The organism is Pseudomonas sp. HS6-2, from assembly GCF_049325675.2.
GTDB lineage: Bacteria > Pseudomonadota > Gammaproteobacteria > Pseudomonadales > Pseudomonadaceae > Aquipseudomonas > Aquipseudomonas putida_N.
The window spans coordinates 825,014-849,388 of record NZ_CM143906.1 but is presented as its reverse complement, the minus strand read 5'-3'; the positions used below and the strand labels follow the sequence as shown (position 1 = coordinate 849,388).

At 64.2% G+C, this 24,375-nt stretch carries 20 protein-coding genes, 1 tRNA gene and 1 pseudogene; 7 read left to right on the top strand and 15 right to left on the bottom strand.

The genetic code is table 11. The features are described 5' to 3' along the window. The first annotated feature begins 408 nt into the window (after positions 1–408). Positions 409–2,130, top strand: a complete 1,722-nt coding sequence (locus ACOKS3_RS03910) for a SulP family inorganic anion transporter (RefSeq protein ID WP_422763323.1) — start codon at positions 409–411, stop codon at positions 2,128–2,130. Between the two features lie 119 nt (positions 2,131–2,249). Here the strand turns inward: ACOKS3_RS03910 and ACOKS3_RS03905 are convergent, their stop codons facing one another. From ACOKS3_RS03905 to ACOKS3_RS03870, 8 genes and pseudogenes are all read right to left on the bottom strand, one after another. Next, a complete protein-coding gene (locus ACOKS3_RS03905) occupies positions 2,250–3,260 on the bottom strand; it encodes a DUF2955 domain-containing protein (protein ID WP_103445720.1) in 1,011 nt (336 codons plus the stop codon). Continuing rightward, the gene (locus ACOKS3_RS03900) at positions 3,250–4,341 is read right to left on the bottom strand and encodes an HlyD family secretion protein (protein ID WP_103445721.1); all 1,092 of its coding nucleotides are present in this window, start codon (positions 4,339–4,341) and stop codon (positions 3,250–3,252) included. The genes ACOKS3_RS03905 and ACOKS3_RS03900 overlap by 11 nt, the downstream gene beginning before the upstream one ends. After that, complete coding sequence (locus ACOKS3_RS03895) at positions 4,338–5,852, bottom strand: efflux transporter outer membrane subunit (protein ID WP_103445722.1); 1,515 nt, start codon at positions 5,850–5,852, stop codon at positions 4,338–4,340. The genes ACOKS3_RS03900 and ACOKS3_RS03895 overlap by 4 nt, the downstream gene beginning before the upstream one ends. Positions 5,853–5,855: 3 nt before the next feature. Next, positions 5,856–6,953, bottom strand: coding sequence for an AI-2E family transporter (locus ACOKS3_RS03890; RefSeq protein ID WP_422763322.1), 1,098 nt, complete (start codon positions 6,951–6,953; stop codon positions 5,856–5,858). 39 nt (positions 6,954–6,992) lie between these two features. Then, positions 6,993–8,183, bottom strand: a complete 1,191-nt coding sequence (locus ACOKS3_RS03885) for a monovalent cation:proton antiporter-2 (CPA2) family protein (RefSeq protein ID WP_103445724.1) — start codon at positions 8,181–8,183, stop codon at positions 6,993–6,995. Between the two features lie 34 nt (positions 8,184–8,217). Then, positions 8,218–9,036, bottom strand: a complete 819-nt coding sequence (gene ppk2 / locus ACOKS3_RS03880; protein WP_422763321.1) for a polyphosphate kinase 2 — start codon at positions 9,034–9,036, stop codon at positions 8,218–8,220. Between the two features lie 96 nt (positions 9,037–9,132). Beyond that, positions 9,133–9,753 (bottom strand): isochorismate family cysteine hydrolase YcaC, encoded by a 621-nt coding sequence (gene ycaC, locus ACOKS3_RS03875; protein ID WP_103445726.1) that lies wholly within the window; start codon positions 9,751–9,753, stop codon positions 9,133–9,135. Between the two features lie 128 nt (positions 9,754–9,881). Continuing rightward, positions 9,882–9,998, bottom strand: a pseudogene (locus ACOKS3_RS03870) (magnesium transporter CorA); the annotation flags it as partial. A gap of 172 nt (positions 9,999–10,170) precedes the next feature. Between ACOKS3_RS03870 and ACOKS3_RS03865 the strand changes: the two are divergent. From ACOKS3_RS03865 to ACOKS3_RS03855, 3 genes are all read left to right on the top strand, one after another. Beyond that, complete coding sequence (locus ACOKS3_RS03865; protein WP_422763320.1) at positions 10,171–10,560, top strand: YybH family protein; 390 nt, start codon at positions 10,171–10,173, stop codon at positions 10,558–10,560. 93 nt (positions 10,561–10,653) lie between these two features. After that, on the top strand, positions 10,654–12,153 hold the full coding sequence (locus ACOKS3_RS03860; protein ID WP_103445728.1) for a purine-cytosine permease family protein: 1,500 nt from the start codon (positions 10,654–10,656) through the stop codon (positions 12,151–12,153). Between the two features lie 13 nt (positions 12,154–12,166). After that, entirely contained in the window at positions 12,167–13,597 is a 1,431-nt protein-coding gene (locus ACOKS3_RS03855) for an aldehyde dehydrogenase family protein (RefSeq protein ID WP_103445729.1), read from the top strand. Positions 13,598–13,670: 73 nt separating this feature from the next. Here ACOKS3_RS03855 and ACOKS3_RS03850 read toward each other — a convergent pair whose 3' ends face one another. The 5 genes from ACOKS3_RS03850 to ACOKS3_RS03830 form a co-directional block, all read right to left on the bottom strand. Next, positions 13,671–16,073: a DUF3772 domain-containing protein gene (locus ACOKS3_RS03850; protein WP_103445730.1), complete on the bottom strand. Its 2,403-nt coding sequence runs from the start codon at positions 16,071–16,073 to the stop codon at positions 13,671–13,673. A gap of 56 nt (positions 16,074–16,129) precedes the next feature. Beyond that, positions 16,130–17,182 (bottom strand): bifunctional DNA-binding transcriptional regulator/O6-methylguanine-DNA methyltransferase Ada, encoded by a 1,053-nt coding sequence (gene ada / locus ACOKS3_RS03845; RefSeq protein WP_103445731.1) that lies wholly within the window; start codon positions 17,180–17,182, stop codon positions 16,130–16,132. Between the two features lie 67 nt (positions 17,183–17,249). Next, positions 17,250–17,876, bottom strand: a complete 627-nt coding sequence (locus ACOKS3_RS03840) for a DNA-3-methyladenine glycosylase family protein (protein WP_422763319.1) — start codon at positions 17,874–17,876, stop codon at positions 17,250–17,252. Positions 17,877–17,959: 83 nt separating this feature from the next. After that, on the bottom strand, positions 17,960–19,120 hold the full coding sequence (locus ACOKS3_RS03835) for an MFS transporter (protein ID WP_103445733.1): 1,161 nt from the start codon (positions 19,118–19,120) through the stop codon (positions 17,960–17,962). A 437-nt stretch (positions 19,121–19,557) separates the two neighbouring features. Continuing rightward, positions 19,558–20,769, bottom strand: a complete 1,212-nt coding sequence (locus ACOKS3_RS03830) for an MFS transporter (protein WP_103445734.1) — start codon at positions 20,767–20,769, stop codon at positions 19,558–19,560. Positions 20,770–20,950: 181 nt separating this feature from the next. Here ACOKS3_RS03830 and ACOKS3_RS03825 point away from each other — a divergent pair, with 181 nt between their 5' ends. Together ACOKS3_RS03825 and ACOKS3_RS03820 are read left to right on the top strand one after the other, a co-directional pair. Next, the gene (locus tag ACOKS3_RS03825) at positions 20,951–21,883 is read left to right on the top strand and encodes a FecR family protein (protein WP_422763318.1); all 933 of its coding nucleotides are present in this window, start codon (positions 20,951–20,953) and stop codon (positions 21,881–21,883) included. A gap of 94 nt (positions 21,884–21,977) precedes the next feature. Beyond that, positions 21,978–22,054, top strand: a tRNA-Met gene (locus ACOKS3_RS03820). A gap of 65 nt (positions 22,055–22,119) precedes the next feature. Here the strand turns inward: ACOKS3_RS03820 and ACOKS3_RS03815 are convergent. Beyond that, the gene (locus ACOKS3_RS03815; protein WP_103445736.1) at positions 22,120–22,731 is read right to left on the bottom strand and encodes a LysE family translocator; all 612 of its coding nucleotides are present in this window, start codon (positions 22,729–22,731) and stop codon (positions 22,120–22,122) included. 156 nt (positions 22,732–22,887) lie between these two features. On the opposite strand from ACOKS3_RS03815, the gene ACOKS3_RS03810 reads away from it, so the two are divergent. Next, positions 22,888–23,802 (top strand): LysR substrate-binding domain-containing protein, encoded by a 915-nt coding sequence (locus ACOKS3_RS03810; RefSeq protein WP_422763317.1) that lies wholly within the window; start codon positions 22,888–22,890, stop codon positions 23,800–23,802. Here the strand turns inward: ACOKS3_RS03810 and ACOKS3_RS03805 are convergent. Continuing rightward, complete coding sequence (locus ACOKS3_RS03805; RefSeq protein WP_422763316.1) at positions 23,742–24,326, bottom strand: D-Ala-D-Ala carboxypeptidase family metallohydrolase; 585 nt, start codon at positions 24,324–24,326, stop codon at positions 23,742–23,744. The genes ACOKS3_RS03810 and ACOKS3_RS03805 overlap by 61 nt on opposite strands. Between the last annotated feature and the right edge of the window lie 49 nt (positions 24,327–24,375).

The window sequence follows — 24,375 nt, the reverse complement described above, 5'->3', positions numbered from 1 at the left end:
TCGAGAGTTCGGCAAACCAGGTGCGTTTAGCCCTGCGCTCTTCAACGGCGATCCCAGTACCACTCCTCCACCCCACAAGAGCGTTTCACAATGGCTGTCACTGACCGAACAAAATACGGGTACAAAACCGGGTATAGGAAAAATAGAAATCCAAAGAAACCCAGTAAATTAAAACCTTACAGACCATGACTTCCCACCTAACGTCTAAGCGGCAGTCTGCAGTACTGACAAACCCCTTGAGGCCTATGGCTTCAAGGGGTTTTGTTTTGTGGGGCATATATGCCTTTGCGTAGCGCCCAGGAATTGTCTTACGCGTTGGGAATTGCCGGGGCCGCTCTGCGGAGCCAACTTTCTGCATCTAAGCTGAGTCTCTGAAGGGCCTCCGCCCTCCTCCCAAGAGCCTCGACCATGCATAAAACGCCTCCCCGCTCGGGCTTCGACTGGCAGCGCTGGCTCCCCGGCCTGGCCACCCTGCTGCACTACCAGCCCGCCTGGCTGCCCAAGGACATCGCCGCCGGCCTGGTGCTGACCACCATGCTGGTGCCGGTCGGCATCGCCTACGCCGAAGCCTCCGGGGTACCGGGCATCTACGGCCTCTATGCCACCATCATCCCGCTGCTGGCCTACGCCGTGTTCGGCCCCAGCCGCATCCTGGTGCTCGGCCCGGACTCGGCGCTGGCCGCGCCGATCCTGGCGGTGGTGGTGCAATACGCCGCCAGCGACCCGCAGCGCGCCATCGCCATTGCCAGCCTGATGGCTCTGGTGGCCGGCGCCTTCTGCGTGATTGCCGGGCTGCTGCGCCTGGGCTTCATCACTGAACTGCTGTCCAAACCGATCCGCTACGGCTACATGAACGGTATCGCCCTCACCGTGCTGATCAGCCAGCTACCCAAGCTGTTCGGTATCAAAGTCGATAGCGAGGGGCCCTTGCGCGACCTCTGGCACCTTGGCCAGGCACTGTTTGCCGGCCAGGGACACTGGCCAAGTTTCATCGTCGGTGCCGCATGCCTGGTGCTGATCCTGCTGCTCAAACCCTTCAAGCGCCTGCCGGGCATCCTCATCGCCGTGGTGCTGGCAACGCTTGCCGTAAGCTTGTTCAACCTCGACCAGATGGGCGTCAAAGTACTCGGCCAGTTGCCTCAGGGTCTGCCCAGCTTCGTCTTCCCATGGGTGAGCGACATCGACCTGGTCGAAGTGGTACTGGGCGGGATTGCCGTGGCGCTGGTGTCGTTCGCCGATACCAGCGTGCTGTCGCGCTCCTATGCCGCGCGCCTTAAAACGCCCGTCAACCCGAACCAGGAAATGTTCGGCCTGGGCGTGGCCAACCTGGCCTCCGGCCTGTTCCAAGGCATCCCGATCAGCAGCAGCTCGTCGCGTACGCCAGTGGCCGAGGCGGCCGGCTCGAAAACCCAATTGACCGGCATCATTGGTGCGCTGGCAGTGACCCTGTTGCTGCTGGTCGCGCCCAACTTGATGCAGCACCTGCCCAACAGCGCCTTGGCTGCCGTGGTGATCGCCGCAGCTTTGGGGTTGTTCGAGTTCGCCGACCTCAAGCGCATCTTCCGCATGCAGCAATGGGAGTTCTGGCTGTCGTTTACCTGCTTCGTCGGCGTCGCAGTGTTCGGCGCCATCCCAGGTATCTGCATTGCAGTAGCGATATCGGTGATCGAATTCCTGTGGGACGGCTGGCGGCCACATTACGCCGTACTCGGGCGCGTCGACGGCACCCGTGGCTACCATGACGTGAAACGTTATCCACAGGCGCGGCGGATCCCTGGGCTGGTGCTGCTGCGCTGGGATGCACCGCTGTTCTTCGCCAACGCCGAGCAGTTCCAGGGCACGGTGCTCGCGGCGGTGGATGAATCACCCACCCAGGTGCAACGGCTGGTGATTGCGGCGGAGCCGGTGACCAGCATCGATATCACGTCGGCGGACATGCTCGCCGAGCTGGATCGGGCGCTGGAGGCTCGGGGAGTGGAGCTGCAGTTTGCCGAGATGAAAGACCCGGTGAAGGACAAGATGAAGCGCTTCGAGTTGTTCGAGCATATGGGTGAGCGGGCGTTTCACCCTACGGTCGGGGCGGCGGTGGATGCCTACCTGGCAGATACAGGAATCGACTGGAAGCCGTAGGTCGCCTGCACCGGCCTCTTCGCGGGGCAAGCCCGCTCCTACAGGAATTGCGTATCGCCAGTGATCATACGATACCTGTAGGAGCGGGCTTGCCCCGCGAAGAGGCCGGTACAGGAGTGCTAGGCAGCCCGAACCCGACGCCGGTCGATCCAGATCAACATGGCACTGGCATACACTGACACGGCCACGAACAGCGCCATACGCACCGCAAACGCCTTGTACACATCCTGCCCACCGGCGCTGTCCTGCACAGACTGCCCAAGCAGGATCAGCATGGTTGTCAGGCAGCTCACCCAATAAGCCGGGCTTTGCCGGGTATCCACCGCACGGTAGAGCCTGCGCGCCTGCCAGAGGACGAACAGCAGTACCCACAGGAAGAACATCCACAGGTGCACGAACAGGCTCAACGCGCCCCACACCAGCATCGCCAACACCCCGGCCAGCAAGGTCGAGCCGATCAACTCGCGACTGGCATGCCGCGCCCGCGTCTCCCCTGCCTGCTGCCCCAGGCTCACCGCCTTCATGATCAGCGGCATGAACTGGTCCGGAGCGATCAGCGCCAAGAGGAAGGCCGGCATGACGATAAGCGTGGCGCGCAGGGCAACCCAGCTGACATCCGCGCTGTCGAGCAAGGGCGGCGAAGACTGCGCAGGCGCGCCAGCCGGTTCAGGAAACAGCACATGGGCCAGCGCCGTGCCCAGCACCGCCAAGAGCATGCCCTTGGCCAACGCCTCGACCACCGACAGCGCCAGGCTGAAATCGCTGGTGCCGGCCGCCGCGATCATGGTCAGGCCGATCACCAGCAGGTTGGCCAGCAGGCCATTGCCGCCCTTGAGCGCATAGCGCAAGACCAGGAACACGCCCACACCGACCAGCAGCACGCCGCTCAGCGGAGCATGGCGCAGCAGCGGAATCAGCAGCAGGCCGCTGCCGCAACTGAGCATCACCAATATCGCCAGCGCTGGTGCCGCCTTGATCGGCAGCGCCTCGCTGCGCATGGCCAGCAACAGCACCGCGAATACCGGCGCCAGGATCGGCACCGGCAAGCCCAGGCCGAAACTGGTCGCCAGGCACAACGCCACGCCCCAGGCCAGGCGCAGCGCGCGCAAGCGACGCAGCTCAATAGGCATACGACAGCCAGCTCATCAGCCACATGAACACACGGCCCAGCAGGTTCAGCGGATTGCCTTCGCCGGGCAGTGCCATGACTTCGGCCTGGCCACCCACACGCAAGCCGGACCTGTCTGTCAGTTGATCACGGTCAAGTTCGACGATCACCGGGAAGCGCTGTGCCGAACGCAACCAGTCGCGGCTGTTCTGCACGGTCGGCAAGCTCCCTGGGGGCGCAGGCTGGCCGACGCTCACGCCATAGCCGATGCTGCGGATCTGCCCCTTCAGCACCGTGCCGGGCATGGCATCGAGTACCACCAGCACCGGGGCGCCGGGGCGCAGGCGGCCGAGGTTGTTCTCGGTCATGTCGGCACTTATCCACACGTCATGGATGGCGATCAGGGTCATCATCGGGCTGCCGGCACCGACGTAATGGCCCACGTCGGTCCGCAGGTCGGTAATCAGGCCGTTGGTGTCGGCGCGGACCACGGTGCGCGCCAGGTCCAGGCGGGCTTTTTCCACATTGGCCGCGGCGCTGCGCAGTTGCGCGTTGTCGGCATCGGCCCCGCCCTGCTGCTCACGGGCCCGTTGCACCTCGGCGCGGGCGGCGACCACTTGGCTGATGGCTTGGTCGCGAGTGGCCTGGGCGCCTTCCAGACGGCGCACCGATACCGTTCCCGGGTCTTCGTCGATCAAGCGCTTGAGCCGTTCGGCATCCTGGCGCGCCTTGCGCTCGTTGGCCTGGGCCGCCACCAGCGCGGCCTGGGCTGAGTCGATGCCGGCGGTGCTGGCACCGATCTGCCGGCGCACGGTTTCCAGGTCGGCTTCGGCGCGGGCCAGGGCGATGCGGTACTGCTCCCGGTCCAGTTCGAACAGCACATCGCCCTGGCGCACTTCCTGGTTGTTGCCCACGGCCACGCGCTTGATCTGGCCGGCCACTTCGGCGGCCACCGGCACCACGTAGGCCTGCAGCCGGGCTTGTTGGGTGTAGGGCGTGAAGCGGTCGGCCAGCAGGTACCAGACCAGGCTGACGACGATCAGTATCAGCACCCAGCGCATGCCACGATCGGGGGCTGGCGGGGCGTGCGCGGCGTCACTCATTTCGGCTCACCTTGTTCGGGGTCGGCGGGGGCAGGTTCGTCGAGCAAATCGCCCCAATCGGTACGGTTTTTCATCTGCTGGCGGGTGGCAGGGTCGATAGGTTTGCGGCTGTTGTCCCAGCCGCCACCCAGCGCCTTGTACAAGCTCACCAGGCTGCTCACCGCATTGCCACGGCTGACCAGGTAGCCATCCTGCTGCTGCAACAGCAGTTGCTGGGCGTCGAGCACGCGCTGGAAGTCGGCAAAGCCTTCCTGGTACTGCGAGCTGGCCAAGGTCAGCGAACGCTGGGCGGCCTGGGAGGCATCCTGGCGAATGCTGGCGCTCTGCAGCGAGCGCACCAGGCCGCTGGCGGCATCGTCGGCTTCGTGTGCGGCTTCGCGCACGCTCTGGTGATACAGCTCGATCAACTGCTGCAGGCGGGCGTCCTCGACCCGCACGGCATTCTTGCGCCGGCCGTAGTCGAACGGGTTCCAGATCAGGCTCGGCCCCGCCGCCAGGTCGAAGGTATTGGGCAGGTGGCTGGCCGACAGGAAGGTCCAGCCAATGCTACCCAGCAGGCTCAGCTGTGGATAAAGATCCGCCTCGGCCACACCCACCAGCGCTGATTGCGCCGCCACCGCCTGTTCGGCGGCGCGGATGTCCGGGCGCCGTTGCAGCAGGCTGGCCGGCACGTCCTGTAACACCGCACGGTCCGGCAGCGGCAACTGCCCGTGGCGCGCCTCCAGTTCGGGCAACGGGCCCGGTGGCCGGCCAAGCAGCGAGCAGAGCACGTTGCGCAAGGCATTGAGCTGGTTCTCGAACTCGGGGATGGTGGCCAGGGTCGCCAGGTACTGAGTTCGCGCCTGCTGCCAGTCAAGCTCGTCGTTCTCGCCGTGGCGGAACAGCCGCTCGGTGATCTGCAGGCTGCGTTCCTGGCGCTTGGCGTTGTCTTGCGCAATATCCAGCCGCGCCTCGGCGGTGCGCAGGGCGAAGTAGGTATCGGCCATCTGCGCACGTAGCAGCAGCATGGCATCGGCGTAGTTGGCCTGGGAGGCGAAATAGACCGCATCGGCGCTCTCGATGGCGCGGCTGAAACGGCCCCAGAAGTCGATCTCCCAACCGATGTCGAAGCCCACGCTGGACTGCCAGAACACCGAGTCGCGCGCGGTGGAGGTGCCGGACTGGTCCTGCTTCAGGTACAGGCTCTGCGCACGTAGTTGCTGCAGCTGTGGATAACGCCCGGTCTGCACGATGGCCAGCTGCGCCCGCGCCTCGGCAATGCGCAGGCCGGCCACACGCACGCTGGTGTTGTTGGCGTCGGCTTCGGCGATCAGGCCTTCGAGCGTCGGGTCGGCGAACACCCGCCACCACTGACGCAGGTCCGGTGCTGGCGCAGAGCGCGCGGCCTGCTCCAGCAGAGGCGTGTTCCAGCTGTCCAGCCATGGGTCCTGGGGCTTTTCGAAGTCTGGGCCGACCTGGGTACAGCCAGCCAGAATCATCAGCAGCCCCAGGCCATAGCAGCGGTTGGGCATGGCTCAGTCCGCAGGCGGGGTCGGTTGCTCCGGCACCTGCAGCGCAACCCATTGCCAGAAGAGCACGTAGGTCACGCCTAGGATCACCGGGCCAATGAACAGGCCGATGATGCCCTTGACCACCATGCCGCCCAACGCACCAATCAGCACCACCGGCATCGGCACGTCCACCCCGCGCCCGAGCAGCAACGGTTTGAGCACGTTGTCGGCGAGCCCGGCGACGAAGGTGTAGATGGCGAAGATGATGGTCGCCACGGTGAAACCTTCGGCATTGAACACGTAGATGATCACCGGCACCGTGATCAAGGTCGCCGGCGCCTGGGCAATGCCCAGCATCAGGATGACGATGGCCAGCATGCCCGCGCCAGGCACCCCTTTGACGACGAAGCCAACGCCAATCAGCAGCATCTGGATGAAGGCAATACCGATCACGCCCTGGGCCACCGCGCGAATGGTGGCGGTGCACAGGTTGGCCAGCGGTTTGCCACGGTCCTCGCCGGACACGCGCATGGCGATTCGCTGCGCGGCAATCTCCCCCCGTTCACCGAAGGCCATGATGATGCCCGAGACGATGATCGCCGCGACAAACATCAGGAACGCACCACCGGCACTGGCCGCAGCGCCCAGCACCGTGCGCCCGGCGCCCTTGAGCTGGGGCATCCACTGGTTGAGCACATGGGCCATGTTTTCCGAGGCGCCAAGCCACAACGCATGCACCTTCGGCCCGATCAGCGGCCAGCCCGCCACCGATTCAGGCGGCGGCGGCACGCTCCAGGCGCCGCTTTTGAGCAAGGTCACCAGGTTGTCGACCGATTCGCCGATGGACATCACCACCAGGTAGATCGGTACGATCAGCACCACCAGCACCAGCACCACCACCAAGGTTGCCGCAAAGCCCTGCTTGAGGCCGGTACCCCGGTGAATGCGGCCATGCAACGGATACAAGGTAACCGCGAGAATCACCGACCACAGCATCAGCTCCAGAAACGGCTGGAAAACCTGGAAGGAGAACATCACCAGGGCGGCCACCAAGCCTGCCTTGATCAGCACGTCGAGCAAACCCCGCGACAGGGCGCTGTCCAGCTTCAAACTCGGCTGCATGTTTCACCTCCGAAGTTAGCCACGCCAACAAGGCGCGATTCAGTGACCCGTCTCGGCAACCGGGCGGTCCTCGTCAGGTAATCGCCGCGCCAGGGCCATCATCACCAGCGGTACCACGGCCATCGACAGCGTGATGGCGAGCACCAGCAAATCGTGAACCTGTTGCGTCAATACCTGGTGCTCCAGCGCCAGCTTGAACACCACGAAAGCAAACTCCCCCCCGGACGCCAGCACAATCGCCAGGCACAACGCCTCGGCGCGGTCAAGCCCGCCGGCCCTGCGCCCAAGCACGAGCAACAGAGGCATCTTGATCACCACCAGCAGCAACGTCAGCCCCAGCACGATCAGGGGCATGCCGAACAACAACTGCAAGTCGGCACTCATGCCGACGCCGACGAAGAACAGCCCGAGGAGCAGGCCCTTGAGCGGTTCGATCTGGCTTTCCAGCTCATGCCGGAACGGCGAGTCGGCCATCAGCACACCGGCAAGGAAGGCGCCAAGAGCCATGGAGATGCCGACATGCTCCATCACCCAGGCGGTACCCAGTACTACCAACAAGGCGGTAGCGGTGGACAACTCGGGCAAACCCGAACCGACTGTCCACTTGAATACCGGGGTCAACAGGTAGCGGCCAAAAATGATCACCACACCAATGCCCGCAGCCACCGCCAGCACCGGCCAGGAACCTTCGTCGGCGGTACTGACATCACCACCGAGCAGCGGCACCACGGCAATCAAGGGAATCGCAGCGATGTCCTGGAACAACAGGATGGCCACGGCCAGGCGACCGTGTGGCTTGCCCAGGTCCTTGCGTTCGGCCAGCACTTGCAGGCTGAACGCCGTCGACGATAGCGCCAGCCCCAGACCGAGCACGATCGCCGCCGCCTTCGATTGGTCAAACAGGAAGTACGCCAGCAGGCCGAGCACCACTGCCGTCAAACCTACTTGCAGCGAGCCGATGCCGAACAACGCCTTGCGCATGGTCCACAGCCGCCGTGGCGACAGCTCCAGACCAATGACGAACAACAGCATCACCACGCCCATCTCCGACAGGCGAGCGACATTGTCGGGGTTACCCAGCAGCCCCAGCACCGACGGCCCGATCAGGATGCCGGCCAGCAGATAGCCGGGCACCGCACCCATTTTCAAACGCTGCGCCAGTGGTACCAGCAGCACCACGGCCAGAAGAAATACTACAGTCGCCTGTAGGAGGCTGCCGTCATGAGGCATAGATTCGCACCCTTGCTACCCCCTGCGGGAGAGATCAGAAATGTTCTTCGACCACTTTGAAGGGATAGGGCACGGCCTTGTATTTGCCGATCTTGCCGCGCTTGGGCAGCTTCACCACCTCATCGCGGGTGAGGTCCTTGTAGGGAATGCGCGTCAGCATGTGGCTGATGATGTTCAGCCGGGCGCGCCGCTTGTCGTTGGAGTGCGCCATGAACCACGGCGCCCAGGACGAATCGGAGGCCGCGAACATTTCGTCACGGGCCCGGGTGTAGTCGTCCCAGCGGGTGTACGACTTGAGGTCCATGGGTGACAGCTTCCACAACTTGCGCCCGTCGCTGATGCGGTCCTGCAGGCGGCGGGTCTGCTCTTCTGCGCTGACTTCGAGCCAGTACTTGATGAGAATGATCCCCGACTCGATCATCATCTTCTCGAACAGCGGCACCACGGAGAGGAACTTGGCGCTCTGCTCTTCACTGCAGAATCCCATCACCCGTTCGACGCCGGCGCGGTTGTACCAGCTACGGTCGAAGATCACGACCTCGCCGGCGGCAGGCAGATGGCGCAGGTAGCGTTGTACGTACATCTGGGTCTTTTCCCGCTCGGTGGGTGCTGGCAGCGCCACCACGCGGAACACCCGCGGGCTGACCCGCTCGGTGATGGCCTTGATGGTGCCCCCCTTGCCGGCACCATCACGGCCCTCGAAAACGACACATACCTTCAGGCCCTTGGCCACCACCCACTCCTGTAATTTAACGAGCTCCACGTGCAGTTTCTTGAGTTCCTGCTCGTAGGCTTTGCCGCCCAGTTTCTCTATCTGCTGTCTCACATCTTTCTTCTTGGACGGCTTGGCCATGGCGCTCTCCCGAGGGCGAATGAAGAGTCAGTATGGTCGATTCATGACATTTTGCCGTTTCGCTTGTTAAGGCAAATTGCCGCGCCCCGGCAGCCCTTATTTAGCCAGCTTGTTGTAGCTGGTCATCAGGTTACGATAATCCGGGATATGGTTGGCGAACAGGGTGCCCAGGCCTTCGATATCGTTGCGCCAATCACGGTGCAACTCGCAAGCCACGCCGAACCAGGTCATCAGCTGGGCACCGGCTGCCTCCATGCGCCGCCAGGCCGAATCACGGGTCAGTTCGTTGAACGTGCCAGAGGCGTCGGTGACCACGAACACCTCGAAGCCCTCCTCCAACGCCGACAAAGCCGGGAAGGCTACGCAGACTTCGGTGACCACCCCGGCGATCAGCAGCTGCTTCTTGCCGGTGGCTTTCACGGCCTTGACGAAGTCTTCGTTGTCCCAGGCATTGATGTTGCCGGGGCGGGCGATATAAGGGGCGTCGGGGAACTGTTGCTTGAGTTCGGGCACCAGCGGGCCGTTGGGGCCGGTTTCGAAGCTGGTAGTGAGGATGGTCGGCAGCTTGAAGTACTTGGCCAGGTCGGCAAGGGCCAGCACGTTGTTCTTGAAGCGGTCGGGGTCGATGTCGCGCACCAGTGAAAGCAGGCCTGCCTGGTGATCGACCAGCAGGACGGCGGCGTTGTTCTTGTCCAGACGCTTGTATTGGAAGGCCATGGCGCAACTCCTTGCTCTGACAGGTTGGGACTATCAGCGTAGGCAAGAATGTGGGGGGCAAGGGACCGTCAGTCGGTTCGCTTGAGGGGGCCGGTACAGCTTCAATACTCCCGACGCTTACTGAAAGCTCAGCGGCCCGCCAGGAAAGTAAAGGTCGGCACCAGTGCCACCAGCAGCCAGAAGCCGTTCGGGTCGTCCGAGAGCGGCACGCGGCCGACGTTCATGCCGAGGAAACCGGCGATGATGGTGCGCGCTCCAGATTGCAGTTCGATGACGGCATTACTTGATCGGTTACTTGATCGATAGACATCACTTCACAAATTCCTGAACTAATTATTTCCCTCCAGCGATTTTTCCCCTCGCCCGCCCCCACCAGAATCGCTTCACCACAATCACAATAACCGTGAGGCCACTCCCGTGGACCAGACACTCCAGGTACGGCAAGCTGCCGCTGAGCTCGTCGCCGCCTTTGCCAGCAACGACACCGCCCGCTACTTCGCCTGCTTCAGCGACGACGCCACCTTCCTCTTCCACACCTTGGCGCAACCGCTGCTGTCGCGCCGTGCCTATGAAGACCTCTGGGCCCAATGGCAGGCCGAGGGTTTTGCCGTGCTTGGCTGTGAATCGAGCAACGTGCAGGTGAGCCTGCAGGGCGACGTGGCGATCTTCATGCACGACGTGGCCACGCACATCCGCATTGCCGGTGAGGAGCACCAACTGGCCGAGCGCGAGACCATCATCTTCCGCCGCCATGGCGAGCAATGGCTGGCGTGCCACGAGCACCTGTCGGTCGTCACCGCAGCCTGATCCGAACTTACGCGGCCTTGCCGCACTGCCATCGCACCCACAAGAGAGCCCGCGCACCGCGACGGGCCTATAACAACGCGCTGGAGCATCACCATGAGCAACTCGACCGGTATCGAGACCAATGGCGTCGAACAGATCCCCGACGATCAACGCGACGCCTCCCCGCTGGACCTGTTCCGCCTGATCTTCGGCGGTGCCAACACCTTCGCCACTGCCGTGCTGGGCAGCTTCCCGGTGCTGTTCGGGCTGTCGTTCCAGGCCGGGGTCTGGGCGATCCTGCTCGGCGTCGGCGTGGGCGCGCTGATCCTGGCACCGATGGGCCTGTTCGGAGCACTCAACGGCACCAACAACGCTGTATCGTCGGGCGCGCACTTTGGCGTGCACGGGCGTATCGTCGGCTCGTTCCTGTCGCTGCTCACCGCCGTGGCATTCTTCTCGCTGTCGGTGTGGAGCTCGGGTGATGCCCTGGTCGGCGGCGCCAAGCGCCTGGCCGGGCTGCCGGAAACCGACCTGACCCTGGGCCTGGCCTACGGCCTGTTCGCGGTACTGGTGCTGGTGGTGTGCATCTTCGGCTTCCGCTTCATGCTGTGGGTCAACAAGATCGCCGTGTGGGCTTCGAGCCTGCTGTTCCTGCTGGGTATCTTCGCCTTTGCCGGGCCGTTCGACGCCGGCTTTGCCGGTAGCGTCAACCTCAGCCAGCCGGGCTTCTGGGCAGCCTTCGTCGGCGCGGCGATCCTGGCCATGAGCAACCCGGTGTCGTTCGGCGCCTTCCTCGGCGACTGGTCGCGCTATATCCCGCGGCAAACGCCGAAGTCGCGCATCATGCTGGCGGTGATCGCCGCCCAGGTCGCCACGCTGATCCCGTTCCTGTTCGGCCTGTGCACCGCCACCCTGGTGGCCACCCAGGCGCCTGACTATATTGCCGCCAACAACTACGTCGGCGGCCTGCTGGCCGTAGCACCGAGCTGGTTTTTCCTGCCGGTATGCCTGATTGCGGTGATCGGCGGCATGTCCACCGGCACCACCGCGCTGTATGGCACCGGCCTGGACATGTCCAGCGTGTTCCCGCGCCTGCTCAGCCGCGCTGGCGCCACCTTGCTGATCGGCGTGCTGGCAATCGGCTTCATTTTCATCGGCCGCTTCACCTTCAACCTGGTGCAGAGCGTGTCGACCTTCGCCGTGCTGATCATCACCTGCACCAGCCCATGGATGGTGATCATGATTCTTGGCCTGATCACCCGCCGCGGCTTCTACCACGCTGACGACCTGCAGGTGTTCACCCGCGGCCAGCGTGGCGGCCACTACTGGTTCCTGCATGGCTGGAACTGGCGCGGCATGGGCGCGTGGATCCCCAGCGCGATGGTCGGCCTGTGCTTCGTCAACCTGCCAGGGCAGTTCGTCGGCCCGCTGGGTGACCTGGCCGGTGGCATCGACCTGAGCCTGCCGGTGACCCTGGGCCTGGCCGGCGTGCTGTATCTGCTCCTGCTCAACCTGTTCCCTGAACCTGCTGGCGTGTATGGCCCGAATGGCCCGCGCTGGGTGCGCTGCAAAAGCACCCAGCGCACGCCGGTGAACACCGCCGAAATGGCCTGACTGGATACCGACCATGACCACTTCCCACTATATTGCCGGCCGCTGGGTCGAAGGCCAGGGCAGCGACTGCATCAGCGTCAGCGAGCCTGCGTTGGGCCTGCCCTTCGCCGAACTGATGGCCGCCAGCGTGGCCCAGGTCGACCAGGCCGTGGCCGCCGCCCGTGACGCCCTGCCTACCTGGAAAAAGGTCAGCGCCAGCACGCGCGCGGCCTTCCTGCGCGGCTTTGCCGAACAGCTCGGCCAGCGCCGCGAAGCACTCATCACGCTGCAGATGCGCAACAACGGCAAGCCGCGCCACGAGGCCGAGATCGACCTGGATGATGCGGTTGCCACCTTCGCCTACTACGCAGAACTGGCCGAACAACTGCCCTCGAAAAACCGTGACGTACCGTTGGCTGCGGCGGGCTTCACCGCTCGCACGCGGCTGGAGCCGGTGGGCGTGGTCGGCCTGATCGTGCCGTGGAACTTCCCGCTGGTAACCAGCGCCTGGAAGCTCGCCCCGGCCCTGGCGGCCGGTTGCACCGTGGTGCTAAAGCCGTCGGAAGTGACCCCACTGATCGAGCAGACCTACGGCCAGATCGCCGACACCCTGGGCCTGCCAGCCGGTGTACTGAACATCGTCAACGGCAAGGCCGAAACAGGCGCTGCGTTGAGCAGCCACAACGGCCTCGACAAACTATCGTTCACCGGCAGCAATAGCGTAGGCAGCCAGGTCATGCGCAGCGCTTCGGCGCAGTGCCGGCCGGTGACCCTGGAGCTGGGTGGCAAGTCGGCGATCATGGTGTTCGACGACTGCGACGCGGACCAGGCAGTGGAATGGATCGTCGCCGGCATCACCTGGAACGCCGGGCAGATGTGCTCGGCCACCTCGCGCCTGCTGGTGCAGGACGGCATTGCCGACACGCTGCTGCCGCGCCTGCAGGCCGCACTGGAAAAGCTGCGGGTCGGTAACCCGCTGACCGAAGAAATCGACATGGGGCCACTGACCAGCCAGGCGCAGTGGCTGAAGGTTGCCAGCTACTTCGCAACAGCGCGTGAAGAGGGCCTGCAATGTCTGGCCGGTGGCCAGGCGCTGGACCGTGAAGGCTGGTTCGTGAGCCCGACGCTGTATGCCGATGTGCCGAAGGACAGCCGCCTGTGGACTGAAGAGATCTTTGGCCCGGTGCTGTGCGCACGTCGCTTTGCCACGGAAGAACAGGCGATTGCCGAGGCCAACGACAGCCGCTTCGGGCTGGTTGCCACGGTCTGCTCCGCCGACCTTGAGCGCGCCGAGCGCGTAGCCGATGCGCTGGAGGTCGGGCATGTGTGGATCAACTCGGTGCAGGCGGTGTTCGTCGAGACCTCGTGGGGCGGCACCAAGGGCAGCGGGATTGGCCGTGAGCTGGGACCTTGGGGGTTGTCGGGGTATCAGTCGGTGAAGCATGTGACCCGGTGTTTGGGGTGATGGCTGAGGGGTGTCCGCCGTGACATCTTTAGCGCCTGGGAGATCGAGGGGCGCTGCGCGCCCCTCCCCCGCATCACGCCGATTCGTCGGCAGGACGCGAGCCCTCCTGCACCAGCACCATGCTCTGCGGCGATGACAGGGCAATGCCTTCATCGCGCAAGCGGCCAAGAATGGTGAACAGCAAGTCGCTGCGGGTACCCGACACCTGCCGTGGCCCCGCCACGTAACCACTGACACCAATGACCATACCTGCTGAAGTCAGGTCCTTGAAGGTCACCGAACAGGCCGGCGCATCAAGAATCGCCTCATGCTCGTGATAGGCCGCCAGCAGCAGCTCGCGCACGTGGTTGGCATCGGTTTCCAGCGGCAAGGTCAGGGTGATACCCACCACGCCCAAGGCATTACCCATGGTCACGTTGCGCACGTTCTGCGAGATGAACTGCGAGTTGGGCACGATCACCGTGGAGCGGTCGGACATCTGGATTTCGGTGGCGCGCACGTTGATCCGGCGGATATCCCCCTCGACCCCGGCCAGGCTCACCCAGTCGCCCACCTTGACCGGGCGCTCGGTGAGCAGGATCAGGCCGGAGATGAAGTTCTGCACGATCTGCTGCAAGCCGAAACCGATACCGACCGACAGCGCACTGACCACCCAGGTCAGGCTGGTCAGGTTGATGCGCAGGGTCGACATCACCAGCATGGCCAGGAACAGGAAGCCGAGGTAACCGACCAGGGTCACCAGCGAGGCGCGCATGCCGGCGTCCATGTCGGTTTCCGGGAGCAGGCGCTCGCTCAGCCAGCGCTTGACCACACGGATGGCGAACAGGCCGCCGAAGAAGATCAGCACCGCCAGCAAGATGTCCTGCGGCACGATGTTGAGGTTGCCGAGCAGCTTGCCGCCGGTACCGTCCCAGTCACCCAGGCTCAGCAGCAGCTCGCCGGGGCTGGTGCCCGAGGGCATCAGCGCCAGCAGGATCGCCAGGAACAGCAGCACCGTGCGGCTGATGCCGACCAGGATGGTGCTGGCCTGGGCCTGGTGGCGCGGCGCCAGGCCCAGGGTCGAGGCCAGCGCCAGGCCGCCAGGTTGGCGTGGCGACAGCAGGGCTTCGCACAGGTCGCTGAGGAAGGTGGTGAGCAGGTAGGCGCACACCGCCACCACACTGATCCACAGCAGCTTGGCGGTGAGGAAGTAGGCCAAGGTCAGGTAACCGGCGAGCAGCGCCAGCACGATCAGCCCGACCCACACCACGATCACGAACGGGATCAGCCCGACCCAACCTGTCGGGCGCTCCAGCTCATGCTTGCGCAGGGTGCGGCGATAACGCAGCAGTGCCACCGAGAAGATCACCGCCACTACCAGCGCGGTCAGGCCGTTGGTGGCCACGGTCAGCGCCAGGCCGGTGCCAATCACGCTGTTGATGCGCTCGATGGTCAGCATGACCATCAGCGCCAGGGCCAGCAGCTTGGGGAACCAGCCCAGCGCGTTGGCCACTTCGTCGTGAATCGGCGGCAGGCGCCAGGATGGCCGTTGCAGCATCAGCATGGCGCGGCCCAGGCCGGTGATGAAGGCGCTGAACACCACCAGGGTGAGGAAGTGATTGGTCAGGCTGGCGACATCGGAGCCCAGCTCGGAGCTGCTTTCCAGGCCCCAGCGCAGCAGCGACACCGAGCCGGAGATGGTGCCCAGGGTGGCCAGGCTCACGCTCAAGGCCAGGGCGCTGCGGCGCAGGCGACCCTCCGGCAGGCGGTGCACCATGACACTGGCCAGCAGGCGCTCGAGCAGGCCGCGGACCACGGTCCAGACCAGGATGGCTGCCACCAGGCTGGTGATGAAGAGCCAGCGATGTTCGGCACTGAAGGCGCTGGCGACAGCGTCGGTGGCCTCCTCGCGCAGATCACGCAGGCGCGATACGTCATCTGACGTAGGACGGATCAGGCTCTGCCAGAACGCCGGGCTCAGCGGCGTGGTCGCCCGGCTGAGGATCTGCGAGTTGAACTGGCTGCGGCGCAGGTTGACGATCTGCGTGGACAGGTCGCGGGCCGACTGGGTCAGCTTGACAGCCTGCTCCTGCTCGGCAACCGCTGCCTTCTTTTCGGCATCCAACTGCTGGCGCTGGCGAGTCAGTATTTCGGCTTCTTCCGGCTGCACCGGGCCAAGCACCTTGAGCTTGTCGTCGAGCTTTTCCACATCGGCGGTGCGCAAGGCGCTCAGCGCCTCGGCCTGGCGCTGCACCTGCACGGCCGACAGGCGCAGCTGCGACAGCAGGTCGTCGTTGGCATTGCTGGTGACGCCCTGGCGGATCTGGTCGAGCCGATCGCTCAGTTGCTCGTAGCTGGCATTTTCCTCCAGCACCGGTACTTCCGCCGCCGCCAGGCTGGATACCGGCGTGGCCGGTGCCGACCAGGCCGGAGTGGCCAGCGACAGCATCAGGGCCATGACACCCAGGTAGAATCGGGCAAGGCTGACACGCCTCATCGAATGTTCCTCTTTACACATCGATTTGGCGGGGGATTCTACGCGGCTTCCGCCAATCAGGAGAGTGCCGTTTCTCGCGCCAACAGCTGCCGCTTGCGCTCCACGCCCCAGCGATAGCCGCTGATGTCGCCGTCGCGGCGCACCACCCGGTGGCAAGGGATGGCCACGGCAATGTGATTGGCCGCGCAAGCCATGGCCACGGCACGCACGGCCTTGGGGGCACCGATGCGCTCGGCGATGTCGGTATAGCTGACCCGGCTGCCCACCGGTACCTCGCGCAAGGCCTGCCAGACACGCTCCTGGAAGGCGGTACCCTGGACATCCAGCGGCAGGTCCAGGCCCAGAGCCGGCGCCTCGATAAAGCCGACAACTTCGGCGACCAGGCGCTCATAATCGGCATCGCCGCCGATCAGCCGGGCTTTGGGGAACTGGTCCTGTAGCTGTTCGAGCAATAACTCAGGATCATCGCCCAGCAGAATCGCGCAGATCCCCTTGTCACTCTGGGCCACCAGAATCGCCCCCAGAAAACATTGGCCAATGGCGAAGTGGATGCTCGCCCCGGCGCCGCCTGACCGAAACTCACGGGGGCGCATGCCCAGTCGCTGGTCGGCACTTTCGTAGAAGCGGCTGTTGGAGTTGTAGCCGGCGTCGTAGATGGCATCGGTCACCGAGCTGTGCCCGTCTGCCAGCCGCTCGCGCAGGCGTCGGGCACGGAAAGCGCTGGCGTAGGCCTTGGGGGTGAGCCCGGTTTCGGCCTTGAACAGGCGGTGCAGGTGGAAAGGACTGACGGCCAGTTGCGCGCCGAGCTGGTCGAGGCTGGGCGGGGCGTCGCTGCTTTCCAGCAGACGGCAGGCGCGGGCGACCAGATCGGAGCGACGGTTGGCGTCTGGTTTGGCCATGCAGCGGCGGCAGGCACGATAGCCGGCAGCTTCGGCGCTGCTGGCATCGTTGAAGAACTCGACGTTCTCGCGCTTGGCCATGCGTGATTTGCAGCCGGGATGACAGTACACGCCGGTGGTGCGCACGGCGTAGACGAAGAGGCCGGCGGCAGACGGGTCGCGGGTCTGCACGGCTTGCCAGCGCTGGGTGTCAGTGGTGAAGGCATTCATCGCAGTCTACCTCGACTATCTCTTTCGTCTGTTACGGCCCTTTCGCCGGGCAAGCCCATGCAAAAAATCAGGCCCGCCAAAGGTACCAGGCAGCCACCGTCCGATATGGGCTCCAGCCACCACCGAGCGAGCGCATCTGCGCGGGCGTCGGTGCCTTGTCCAGCCCCTTGAGCCGGCGATACCCCTCACGCACGCCAAAATCGTCCACGGGCAGGATATCCGAACGCTCCAGGCTGTAGATCAACAGCATTTCCACGGTCCAACGGCCCACCCCACGCAAGGGCACCAGGCGCTCTATCAACACATCATCGGCAAGGGCCAAAGCCTCCGCCCGGCTCGGTACCATGCCCTCCAGGCTTGCCTGGGCGATACCCTGAATGGTCGCCAGCTTGCTCGCCGAAAAACCGCACCCGCGCATGACTTCGGGGCTGACTGACAGCAGTTGTTCTGGCGCCGGAAACACCTGCCCGGGGAACAGCGCCAGCAACCGCCCGAGGATCGCCTCCGCCGCCCGCGCATGCAATTGCTGATAGGCAATCGCCCGCACCAACGCTTCATAAGGTTCACGCCCGGGCGTAGCCTGATGCAGACAGGGCCCGGTCACCTCGATATGCCGCGCCCAGTCCGGGTCCAGCGCAGCCAGGTACTCAGTGGCTTCGCGGTAAGCGCCAGGCGAGAGGTCAGCGAGGATCATCCATAGCTCCTGTGGGTTCAAGGCAGATCCAGCTTAGCCCAGCCGCTGACCGGGCAAACGCCGGATCTTGCGCCGCCAATTCCTCAGTCGGCAACGGCTCGCAACTTCCCCACCCGGCGGTACGATTGCCGGGCAAAGCACACGAACAGCCCCGCCATCAGCGCCAGCGCCATCGGCAGGCCATGCGGCGCCACATCCATCGCAGCCCCGCTCACCAGCGGCCCGACCAGGCTGCCGACGCCCCACAGCAGGCCCACGCTGGCGTTCGCCGTGACCAGGTCCTGCCCCTTGAAGCGCTGCCCGATCAGCACCAGCGCCAGGGTGTAGATGCCGCCCGCCACTGCGCCCAGCAGCACCAGCATCGGCCACAGCAGCCAGGTCACCTGCAGCAGCCATGGCAGGGCGATGCCGATGGCCATTGCCACCAGCCCGCACACCAGGTGCAGCCCGGTGCGCTCGACGCGGTCAGCCAGCCAGCCCAACGGCAGCTGGAACACCATGTCGCCGGCAAACACCACGGTCACCATCAGCGCCGCCACGGCCACGGCAAAACCATGGCTGCTGGCATACACCGGCAGCAGCGACAGCACCACGGCATCGAAGAACGAGAAGAACAGCACCGCCACGCACAGCGCCGGCGCCACACGGAAGAAGCCCGCCAGGCCGAAGCTTTTCTCGCTTTCTTCGCCATGCTCGACATGGTCGTTGGGCACGGTCAGGAGGATGCACAGCAGGGCCAGGCCATAACCGATGGTGACCACGCCGATGATCCACGGGCTGTCGGCACCCATCATCGCGATCAGCGCCGGCCCAAGCACCTGGAAGCCGGTGAAGCTGGTGGCGTACAGGGCCATGATCTTGCCGCGGTTGTGGTCCGGGCACAGCTCGTTGACCCAGGACTCGCCGAGGATGATCGCGATACCCATGCCGATGCCCAGGCCCAGGCGCAGCACGGCCAGCAGCCACAGCGTATCGAACGCCGAATCGAGCAAGGCGATGCTCACGGTGCACAGGCTGAAGCACAGCAGGTAGATGGTGCGCCGGGTCAGGTGCCGGCAGCAGGCGTCGACCATGAACGCCGAGAGCATCATGCCCGCGGCCGGGATGGCCGAGATGACACCGATTTCCAGGGTGCCGGCACCGGCCTCGTGCAAGCGCAACGACACCAGCGGCAGGCTGGCCCCCAGGCTGAAGCCCACCACCGATACGGCGAACAGAAGGCCCGCCAGCAAACGCATGTTCATGTACCACTCCAAGCAAAACTGAAAAGACGCGCAGATACAGGCGCCCACTCGCTCGCCGGAAAGGCGGGCGACGCAAAGGCGCGGGGTGTCAGTTCAGGGCTTGGTGTGGCGAGAAGGTGAAGGCGAATAGCACGCTGCGGCGACGCTTGAGCACCGTATCGCTCGGCCACGCACGACGCATGGCCTGGAGGGCAGGCTGGCGGGCGTGTGGGAGGGATTGGATACGGCGCATTGCTGTGGCTACTACGCAGGTGTCGAAAACAGAGGCGGCACTCTAGGCCAAGCCTGACCAAGTCGTCAATTGCCGCTGGGGCCTCTGCGAGGCCCATTCGCGGAACAAGCCCGCTCCTACAGAAGACCGCGTAACCCAACGATGTGCAATACCTGTAGGGGCGGGCTTGTCTTGCGAATGGGCTGTGAAGCAGCCCCCAGCGGTATCAGCGCTTACCGGTATTTGGCAGAAACACCGCCAACAAGCCAAACAGCGGCAGGAACGAGCACAATCCATACACATACTCGATCCCGCGCAAATCAGCCAGGTACCCCAGCAGCGCCGCACCAATGCCGCCAAAGCCGAACATCAACCCGAAGAACACCCCGGCAATCATGCCCACACTGCCCGGCACCAGCTCCTGGGCATACACCACGATCGCAGAGAACGCCGAGGCCAGGATGAAACCGATCACCACACTGAGCACCGTGGTCCAGAACAGGTCGGCATATGGCAGCGCCAGGGTGAACGGCGCCACGCCAAGGATTGAGAACCAGATCACCGCCTTGCGCCCGATGCGGTCACCGATCGGCCCGCCGAAGAAGGTACCCGCCGCCACCGCGCCAAGGAACAGGAACAGGTGCAGCTGCGAGCTGGCTACCGAAAGGCTGAACTTCTCGATCAGGTAGAAGGTGAAGTAACTGGTGAAGCTGGCCATGTAGAAGTACTTGGAAAACACCAGCAGGCCGAGCACAACCAGCGCCGCTATCACCCGCCCGCGCGAGATGCCGTGGGTGGCTTGCACCGCCTTGCGCGCCTTGGCCTGGTTCAGGTGCTCCTTGTACCAGCGGCGCAGCATCAGGGTCACGGCAAAGAACAACAGCGCCGCCACGCCGAACCAGGCCACATGCGTCTGGCCAAATGGAATCACGATGGCCGCCGCCAGCAACGGGCCGAAGGCAGAACCGGTGTTGCCGCCAACCTGGAAGGTCGACTGCGCCAGGCCGAAACGGCCTCCCGAGGCCAGCCGCGCGATCCGCGAAGTCTCCGGGTGGAAGGTCGACGAACCGATGCCAACCAGTGCCGAGGCCAGCAGAATCATCGGGAAGCTGCCGACGAAGGCCAGCATGACGATCCCCACCAAGGTGCACAGGGTGCCCAGCGGCAACAGGTTGGGCGTCGGCCTGCGGTCGGTGAAGAAGCCGACCCACGGTTGCAGCAGCGAGGCGGTGATCTGGAAGGTCAAGGTGATCATGCCGATCTGGGCGAAGCTCAGGTCGTAGTTGGCCTTGAGCATCGGGTATATCGCTGGCAGCACCGACTGGATAAGGTCGTTTATCAGGTGCGCCAAGGCGCAGAAGGCGATGATGCGCATCACCAGCGGATTGGCTTGGTTCGCCGAACCGGTGCTGGCGGTGGGGGTGCTGCTGATGGCCATGAGCTTGAATTCCGTCCGCAGGTTTGGGATCCGATTATCGGGAAACAAATAGATACATAGCTACCTTTTTGTTTAACGCGCAATTGCGCACTTGTAAATGGTTCTCAATATATTTAGCATCCTCGACCTTCCTTCCCCGTAATCGTTGGGCGAAACCGCCCTCACGCGAGCACACCGCCCCATGAGCCCGATGCCCGCCACGCAGATTCAGGCCGATCCTCAGCAGGAAGCGCTGGAGTGGTTTTCCCGCCTGCGCCAGCCCGGCTGTGATGAAGGTGAACGCCAGGCATTCGGCCGTTGGTGCCAGGAGCCGCGTAATGCGCACGCCTATGCCGAACTGGAAGCGTGCTGGCAGCAACTTCAGGTGCCCCCCGCCCGGCCACGGCCGCGTTTGCTCAAGGTCCGCCGTAGCTACCTGGGCAAGGTATTGGCCGTGCTGTTCCTGCTGTTGCTCGGCGCTGTTGCATATCTTTACTGGCCACTGATACAACGCCTGGCCAGCGAACTGGCTACTGATGTGGGTGAGCGGCGCAGCGTGCGCCTGGCTGACGGTTCAACGCTGCACCTGGACAGCGCCAGCGCGATGAACGTCGACCTGCGCGGCCGCACGCGCCAATTGCATCTGGTGCAAGGCCAGGTGTACCTGGAGGTGGTGCTCGATGGCCGCGCCATGGAAGTTCAAGTCGACGATACCCGTATCCAGGTGTACGGCACCCGTCTGATGGTGGCGCGCCATGCCGATCAAGGTGAACTGGTGGTGCTCAATGGCAAGGCCATGGTCATCCAGGGCGGCGACCAGCGCATGGTGTCGGCGGGTGAGCGAGTGACCTTCAGCGAGGCACGGATCAACCCGGTACAGAAAGCCGACGCGAAGACGGCGGATGCCTGGCGCACCGGCCTCCTCCGCGCCAGCGACCTGCCCTTGGGACAGGTGATTGAGCGCCTGGCCAGCTATCAGGGTCGCCGGGTCTGGCTGATGGATGAGCAGACCGCCTACCGACGCGTAAGTGGCGACTTCAACCTCGACCGCCCAGGCGAAACCTTGGCGGCACTGGCTGCCGAGCAGCATTTGCAGCTGTACGGGGTACTCGGCCAGTGGCTGATCGTCCGCTGAAACCGGGTCGGTCGCTAAGTTTTTGAAAGGCGTGCAATTTTTTTTGAAATGAGTGTTGACACAGGCCCATCACAAGGGAATAATGCGCCCCATCGGCTACATAGCTCAGTTGGTTAGAGCATAGCATTCATAATGCTGGGGTCCGGGGTTCAAGTCCCTGTGTAGCCACCAAACAAGTAAAAGGGCTTACCGCAAGGTAGGCCCTTTTTCTTTGCCTGCAAAAAAATCCCGCCCTATCAACGCATCCCGGCGACCGCCACGGCCAGTCCCAGGCCGATCAGCGCCAAGCCGATTACCCGATCGACCAGCTGCTGCCTTGCGATCATCAGCGCACGCAACCCCGCACGGGAAAAGAACAACGCCACAAGGCTGAACCAGGCCCAGTGAGCGAACGACATGAATGCCCCGTAGGCGAAATCCACGCCCAATGAACTGCCCGGCCGCACCACCTGAGTGTAGGCACTGACGACGAAGAGCATGGTCTTGGGGTTGAGGGCATTGGTCATGAAGCCTGTGCGCAACGCTGCCAGCACGCCGGATTGTGCCACCTCCCCTTCCAGGCTGATACGGCTTGTATTGGTCAATAACTGGTAGCCCAGGTAGATCAGATAGCCCGCACCGAGCACTTTCATGGCCAGGAATAGCACCGGGCTCTGACTGATGATCACGGCGATCCCCAGTACCGTGTACAGCACATGCACCTGGACGCCCAAGGCGATCCCCACCGCAGCAGCCAGTCCGGCCTTGCGGCCCTGAGCGTAACTGCTGCGAGTGACCAGGGCGAAGTCGGCGCCAGGGCTGATGACGGCCAGGAGGGTGAACAGAGCGACAGCAATGAGTTCGGTCAAGGGAAATGCCTCGATAGACGATGAGAAAGCACAGATACACCTATTATCGAGAGCTGCCTGGCGGGAAAAAAACGATTTAAAGTGAAGCAGATCTGATAGTTTTCCTGACAGATATCTAAACCCGCTCCGGCTTCTTCGCGGGCAAACAGGGACCCCATGAAACTGCCAGCCCTCACCGCCTTCCGTTACTTCGACATCGCCGCCGAAACCGAAAGCTTCGTCCGTGCCGCCGAGCGCCTGCATGTCACCCACGGCGCCGTCAGCCGCCAGGTACGCCTGCTCGAGGAAAGCCTGGGCATCGAACTGTTCGAACGGCGCAACCGGGCAATCTTCCTCACACCCGCTGGCCGGGCATTGCACGGCACCACCCAGGCGATCTTCGAACAGCTCGAAGGCGCTGTGCAGCGCCTGCAACAGCAGGAACGCGACAACGTACTGGTGCTGTCCTGCGAGCCGACCATCGCCATGCGCTGGCTGATCCCGCGCCTGCCACGCTTCCATGCCGCGCACCCGGACCTGCAACTGCATCTGGTGGCTGCCGGCGGGCCGGTGGACTTTGCCCGGAGCGGGGTCGACCTGGCACTACGCCGGGATGACTTCCATTGGCCACCGGCGCTGCACAGCATGAAAATCTGCGATGAGTGGATTGGCCCGGTCAGCCGCACCAACAGCGACAACCTGGACGGCCAACGCCTGCTGCACAGCAGCACCCGCCCCAACGCCTGGCCCACCTGGCTGCGTCTGAGTGAACGGCAGGCAACCCACAGCGAACGCAGCGACTTCGAACACTTCTACCTATCGCTACAGGCCGCCAGCGCCGGCCTGGGCCTGGCCATCGCCTCGGCATTGATGGTGCGTGACGAACTCGACAGCGGCCAGTTGCGCGCCCCGTTCGGCTTCCTGCGCGATGGCTCTGGCTATTACCTGCTCAGCCCGCAGCCACTGAGCGATGGTGACAAGCGCCAACGCTTTGCCGAATGGGTGATGAGTGAATGCCAGGCCTGCCTCACTCACCTGGGCTTGCTGCAGAACGACGAGCTTGAACCGCCATCACCACCCCAGGTGCGATAACCCGCAGTATCGATGTGGATGCGCCCGCTCGGGTAGCGCCCCAAGCCCATGTTCCAGGCCTGGCCATGCTGCTGCCAGAAGCGGCAAAGTGGATTGGGGTCGGCCCAGGCCGGCAGCAGGATATCGACCGCAAAGGCGTGGGTATGGGCGCTGCCCACGGCGCCGCCCGCGCAGTGATTGAGCTCAGGGCTGCGATAGGCCGACACCACTTCAAACTGGCGCAAGATGCCTTGCCCGTCGAGGGTATTGAGCAACGACAACGTGGAACGCACCGCCGGCCAGTTGCTGGCCGGCGGTACCGCGAACGGCGAGGCATGACACAACTTCCAGTCCGACGCCGAACGCAGCAGCTGATGGATAGGCACAACTCCATACAGACGCGCATCCACCAGCATCTCGCGAAACGGCCGGGTCTGGTGGTCACCCGCCCACTGCGCGAACATCCACACGTCGCGCTCGTCCGCCAGTGCCATTGTGCTCCACAGCACACCTGCAGCCAGCAGCAGCCCGCTTGCTCTTCTCATCCCCACGCTCCCTGCCTCAGTATGAGCACGGCCGCCAACCCGGGAGGCC

What these genes read in the sequence shown, in the direction of transcription:
- ACOKS3_RS03910 (WP_422763323.1), top strand. Translation starts at nt 409, where the DNA reads ATGCATAAAACGCCTCCCCGCTCGGGCTTCGACTGGCAGCGCTGGCTC.
- ACOKS3_RS03905 (WP_103445720.1), bottom strand. Translation starts at nt 3,260, where the DNA reads ATGCCTATTGAGCTGCGTCGCTTGCGCGCGCTGCGCCTGGCCTGGGGC.
- ACOKS3_RS03900 (WP_103445721.1), bottom strand. Translation starts at nt 4,341, where the DNA reads ATGAGTGACGCCGCGCACGCCCCGCCAGCCCCCGATCGTGGCATGCGC.
- ACOKS3_RS03895 (WP_103445722.1), bottom strand. Translation starts at nt 5,852, where the DNA reads ATGCCCAACCGCTGCTATGGCCTGGGGCTGCTGATGATTCTGGCTGGC.
- ACOKS3_RS03890 (WP_422763322.1), bottom strand. Translation starts at nt 6,953, where the DNA reads ATGCAGCCGAGTTTGAAGCTGGACAGCGCCCTGTCGCGGGGTTTGCTC.
- ACOKS3_RS03885 (WP_103445724.1), bottom strand. Translation starts at nt 8,183, where the DNA reads ATGCCTCATGACGGCAGCCTCCTACAGGCGACTGTAGTATTTCTTCTG.
- ppk2 (WP_422763321.1), bottom strand. Translation starts at nt 9,036, where the DNA reads ATGGCCAAGCCGTCCAAGAAGAAAGATGTGAGACAGCAGATAGAGAAA.
- ycaC (WP_103445726.1), bottom strand. Translation starts at nt 9,753, where the DNA reads ATGGCCTTCCAATACAAGCGTCTGGACAAGAACAACGCCGCCGTCCTG.
- ACOKS3_RS03860 (WP_103445728.1), top strand. Translation starts at nt 10,654, where the DNA reads ATGAGCAACTCGACCGGTATCGAGACCAATGGCGTCGAACAGATCCCC.
- ACOKS3_RS03855 (WP_103445729.1), top strand. Translation starts at nt 12,167, where the DNA reads ATGACCACTTCCCACTATATTGCCGGCCGCTGGGTCGAAGGCCAGGGC.
- ACOKS3_RS03850 (WP_103445730.1), bottom strand. Translation starts at nt 16,073, where the DNA reads ATGAGGCGTGTCAGCCTTGCCCGATTCTACCTGGGTGTCATGGCCCTG.
- ada (WP_103445731.1), bottom strand. Translation starts at nt 17,182, where the DNA reads ATGAATGCCTTCACCACTGACACCCAGCGCTGGCAAGCCGTGCAGACC.
- ACOKS3_RS03840 (WP_422763319.1), bottom strand. Translation starts at nt 17,876, where the DNA reads ATGATCCTCGCTGACCTCTCGCCTGGCGCTTACCGCGAAGCCACTGAG.
- ACOKS3_RS03835 (WP_103445733.1), bottom strand. Translation starts at nt 19,120, where the DNA reads ATGAACATGCGTTTGCTGGCGGGCCTTCTGTTCGCCGTATCGGTGGTG.
- ACOKS3_RS03830 (WP_103445734.1), bottom strand. Translation starts at nt 20,769, where the DNA reads ATGGCCATCAGCAGCACCCCCACCGCCAGCACCGGTTCGGCGAACCAA.
- ACOKS3_RS03825 (WP_422763318.1), top strand. Translation starts at nt 20,951, where the DNA reads ATGAGCCCGATGCCCGCCACGCAGATTCAGGCCGATCCTCAGCAGGAA.
- ACOKS3_RS03810 (WP_422763317.1), top strand. Translation starts at nt 22,888, where the DNA reads ATGAAACTGCCAGCCCTCACCGCCTTCCGTTACTTCGACATCGCCGCC.
- ACOKS3_RS03805 (WP_422763316.1), bottom strand. Translation starts at nt 24,326, where the DNA reads ATGAGAAGAGCAAGCGGGCTGCTGCTGGCTGCAGGTGTGCTGTGGAGC.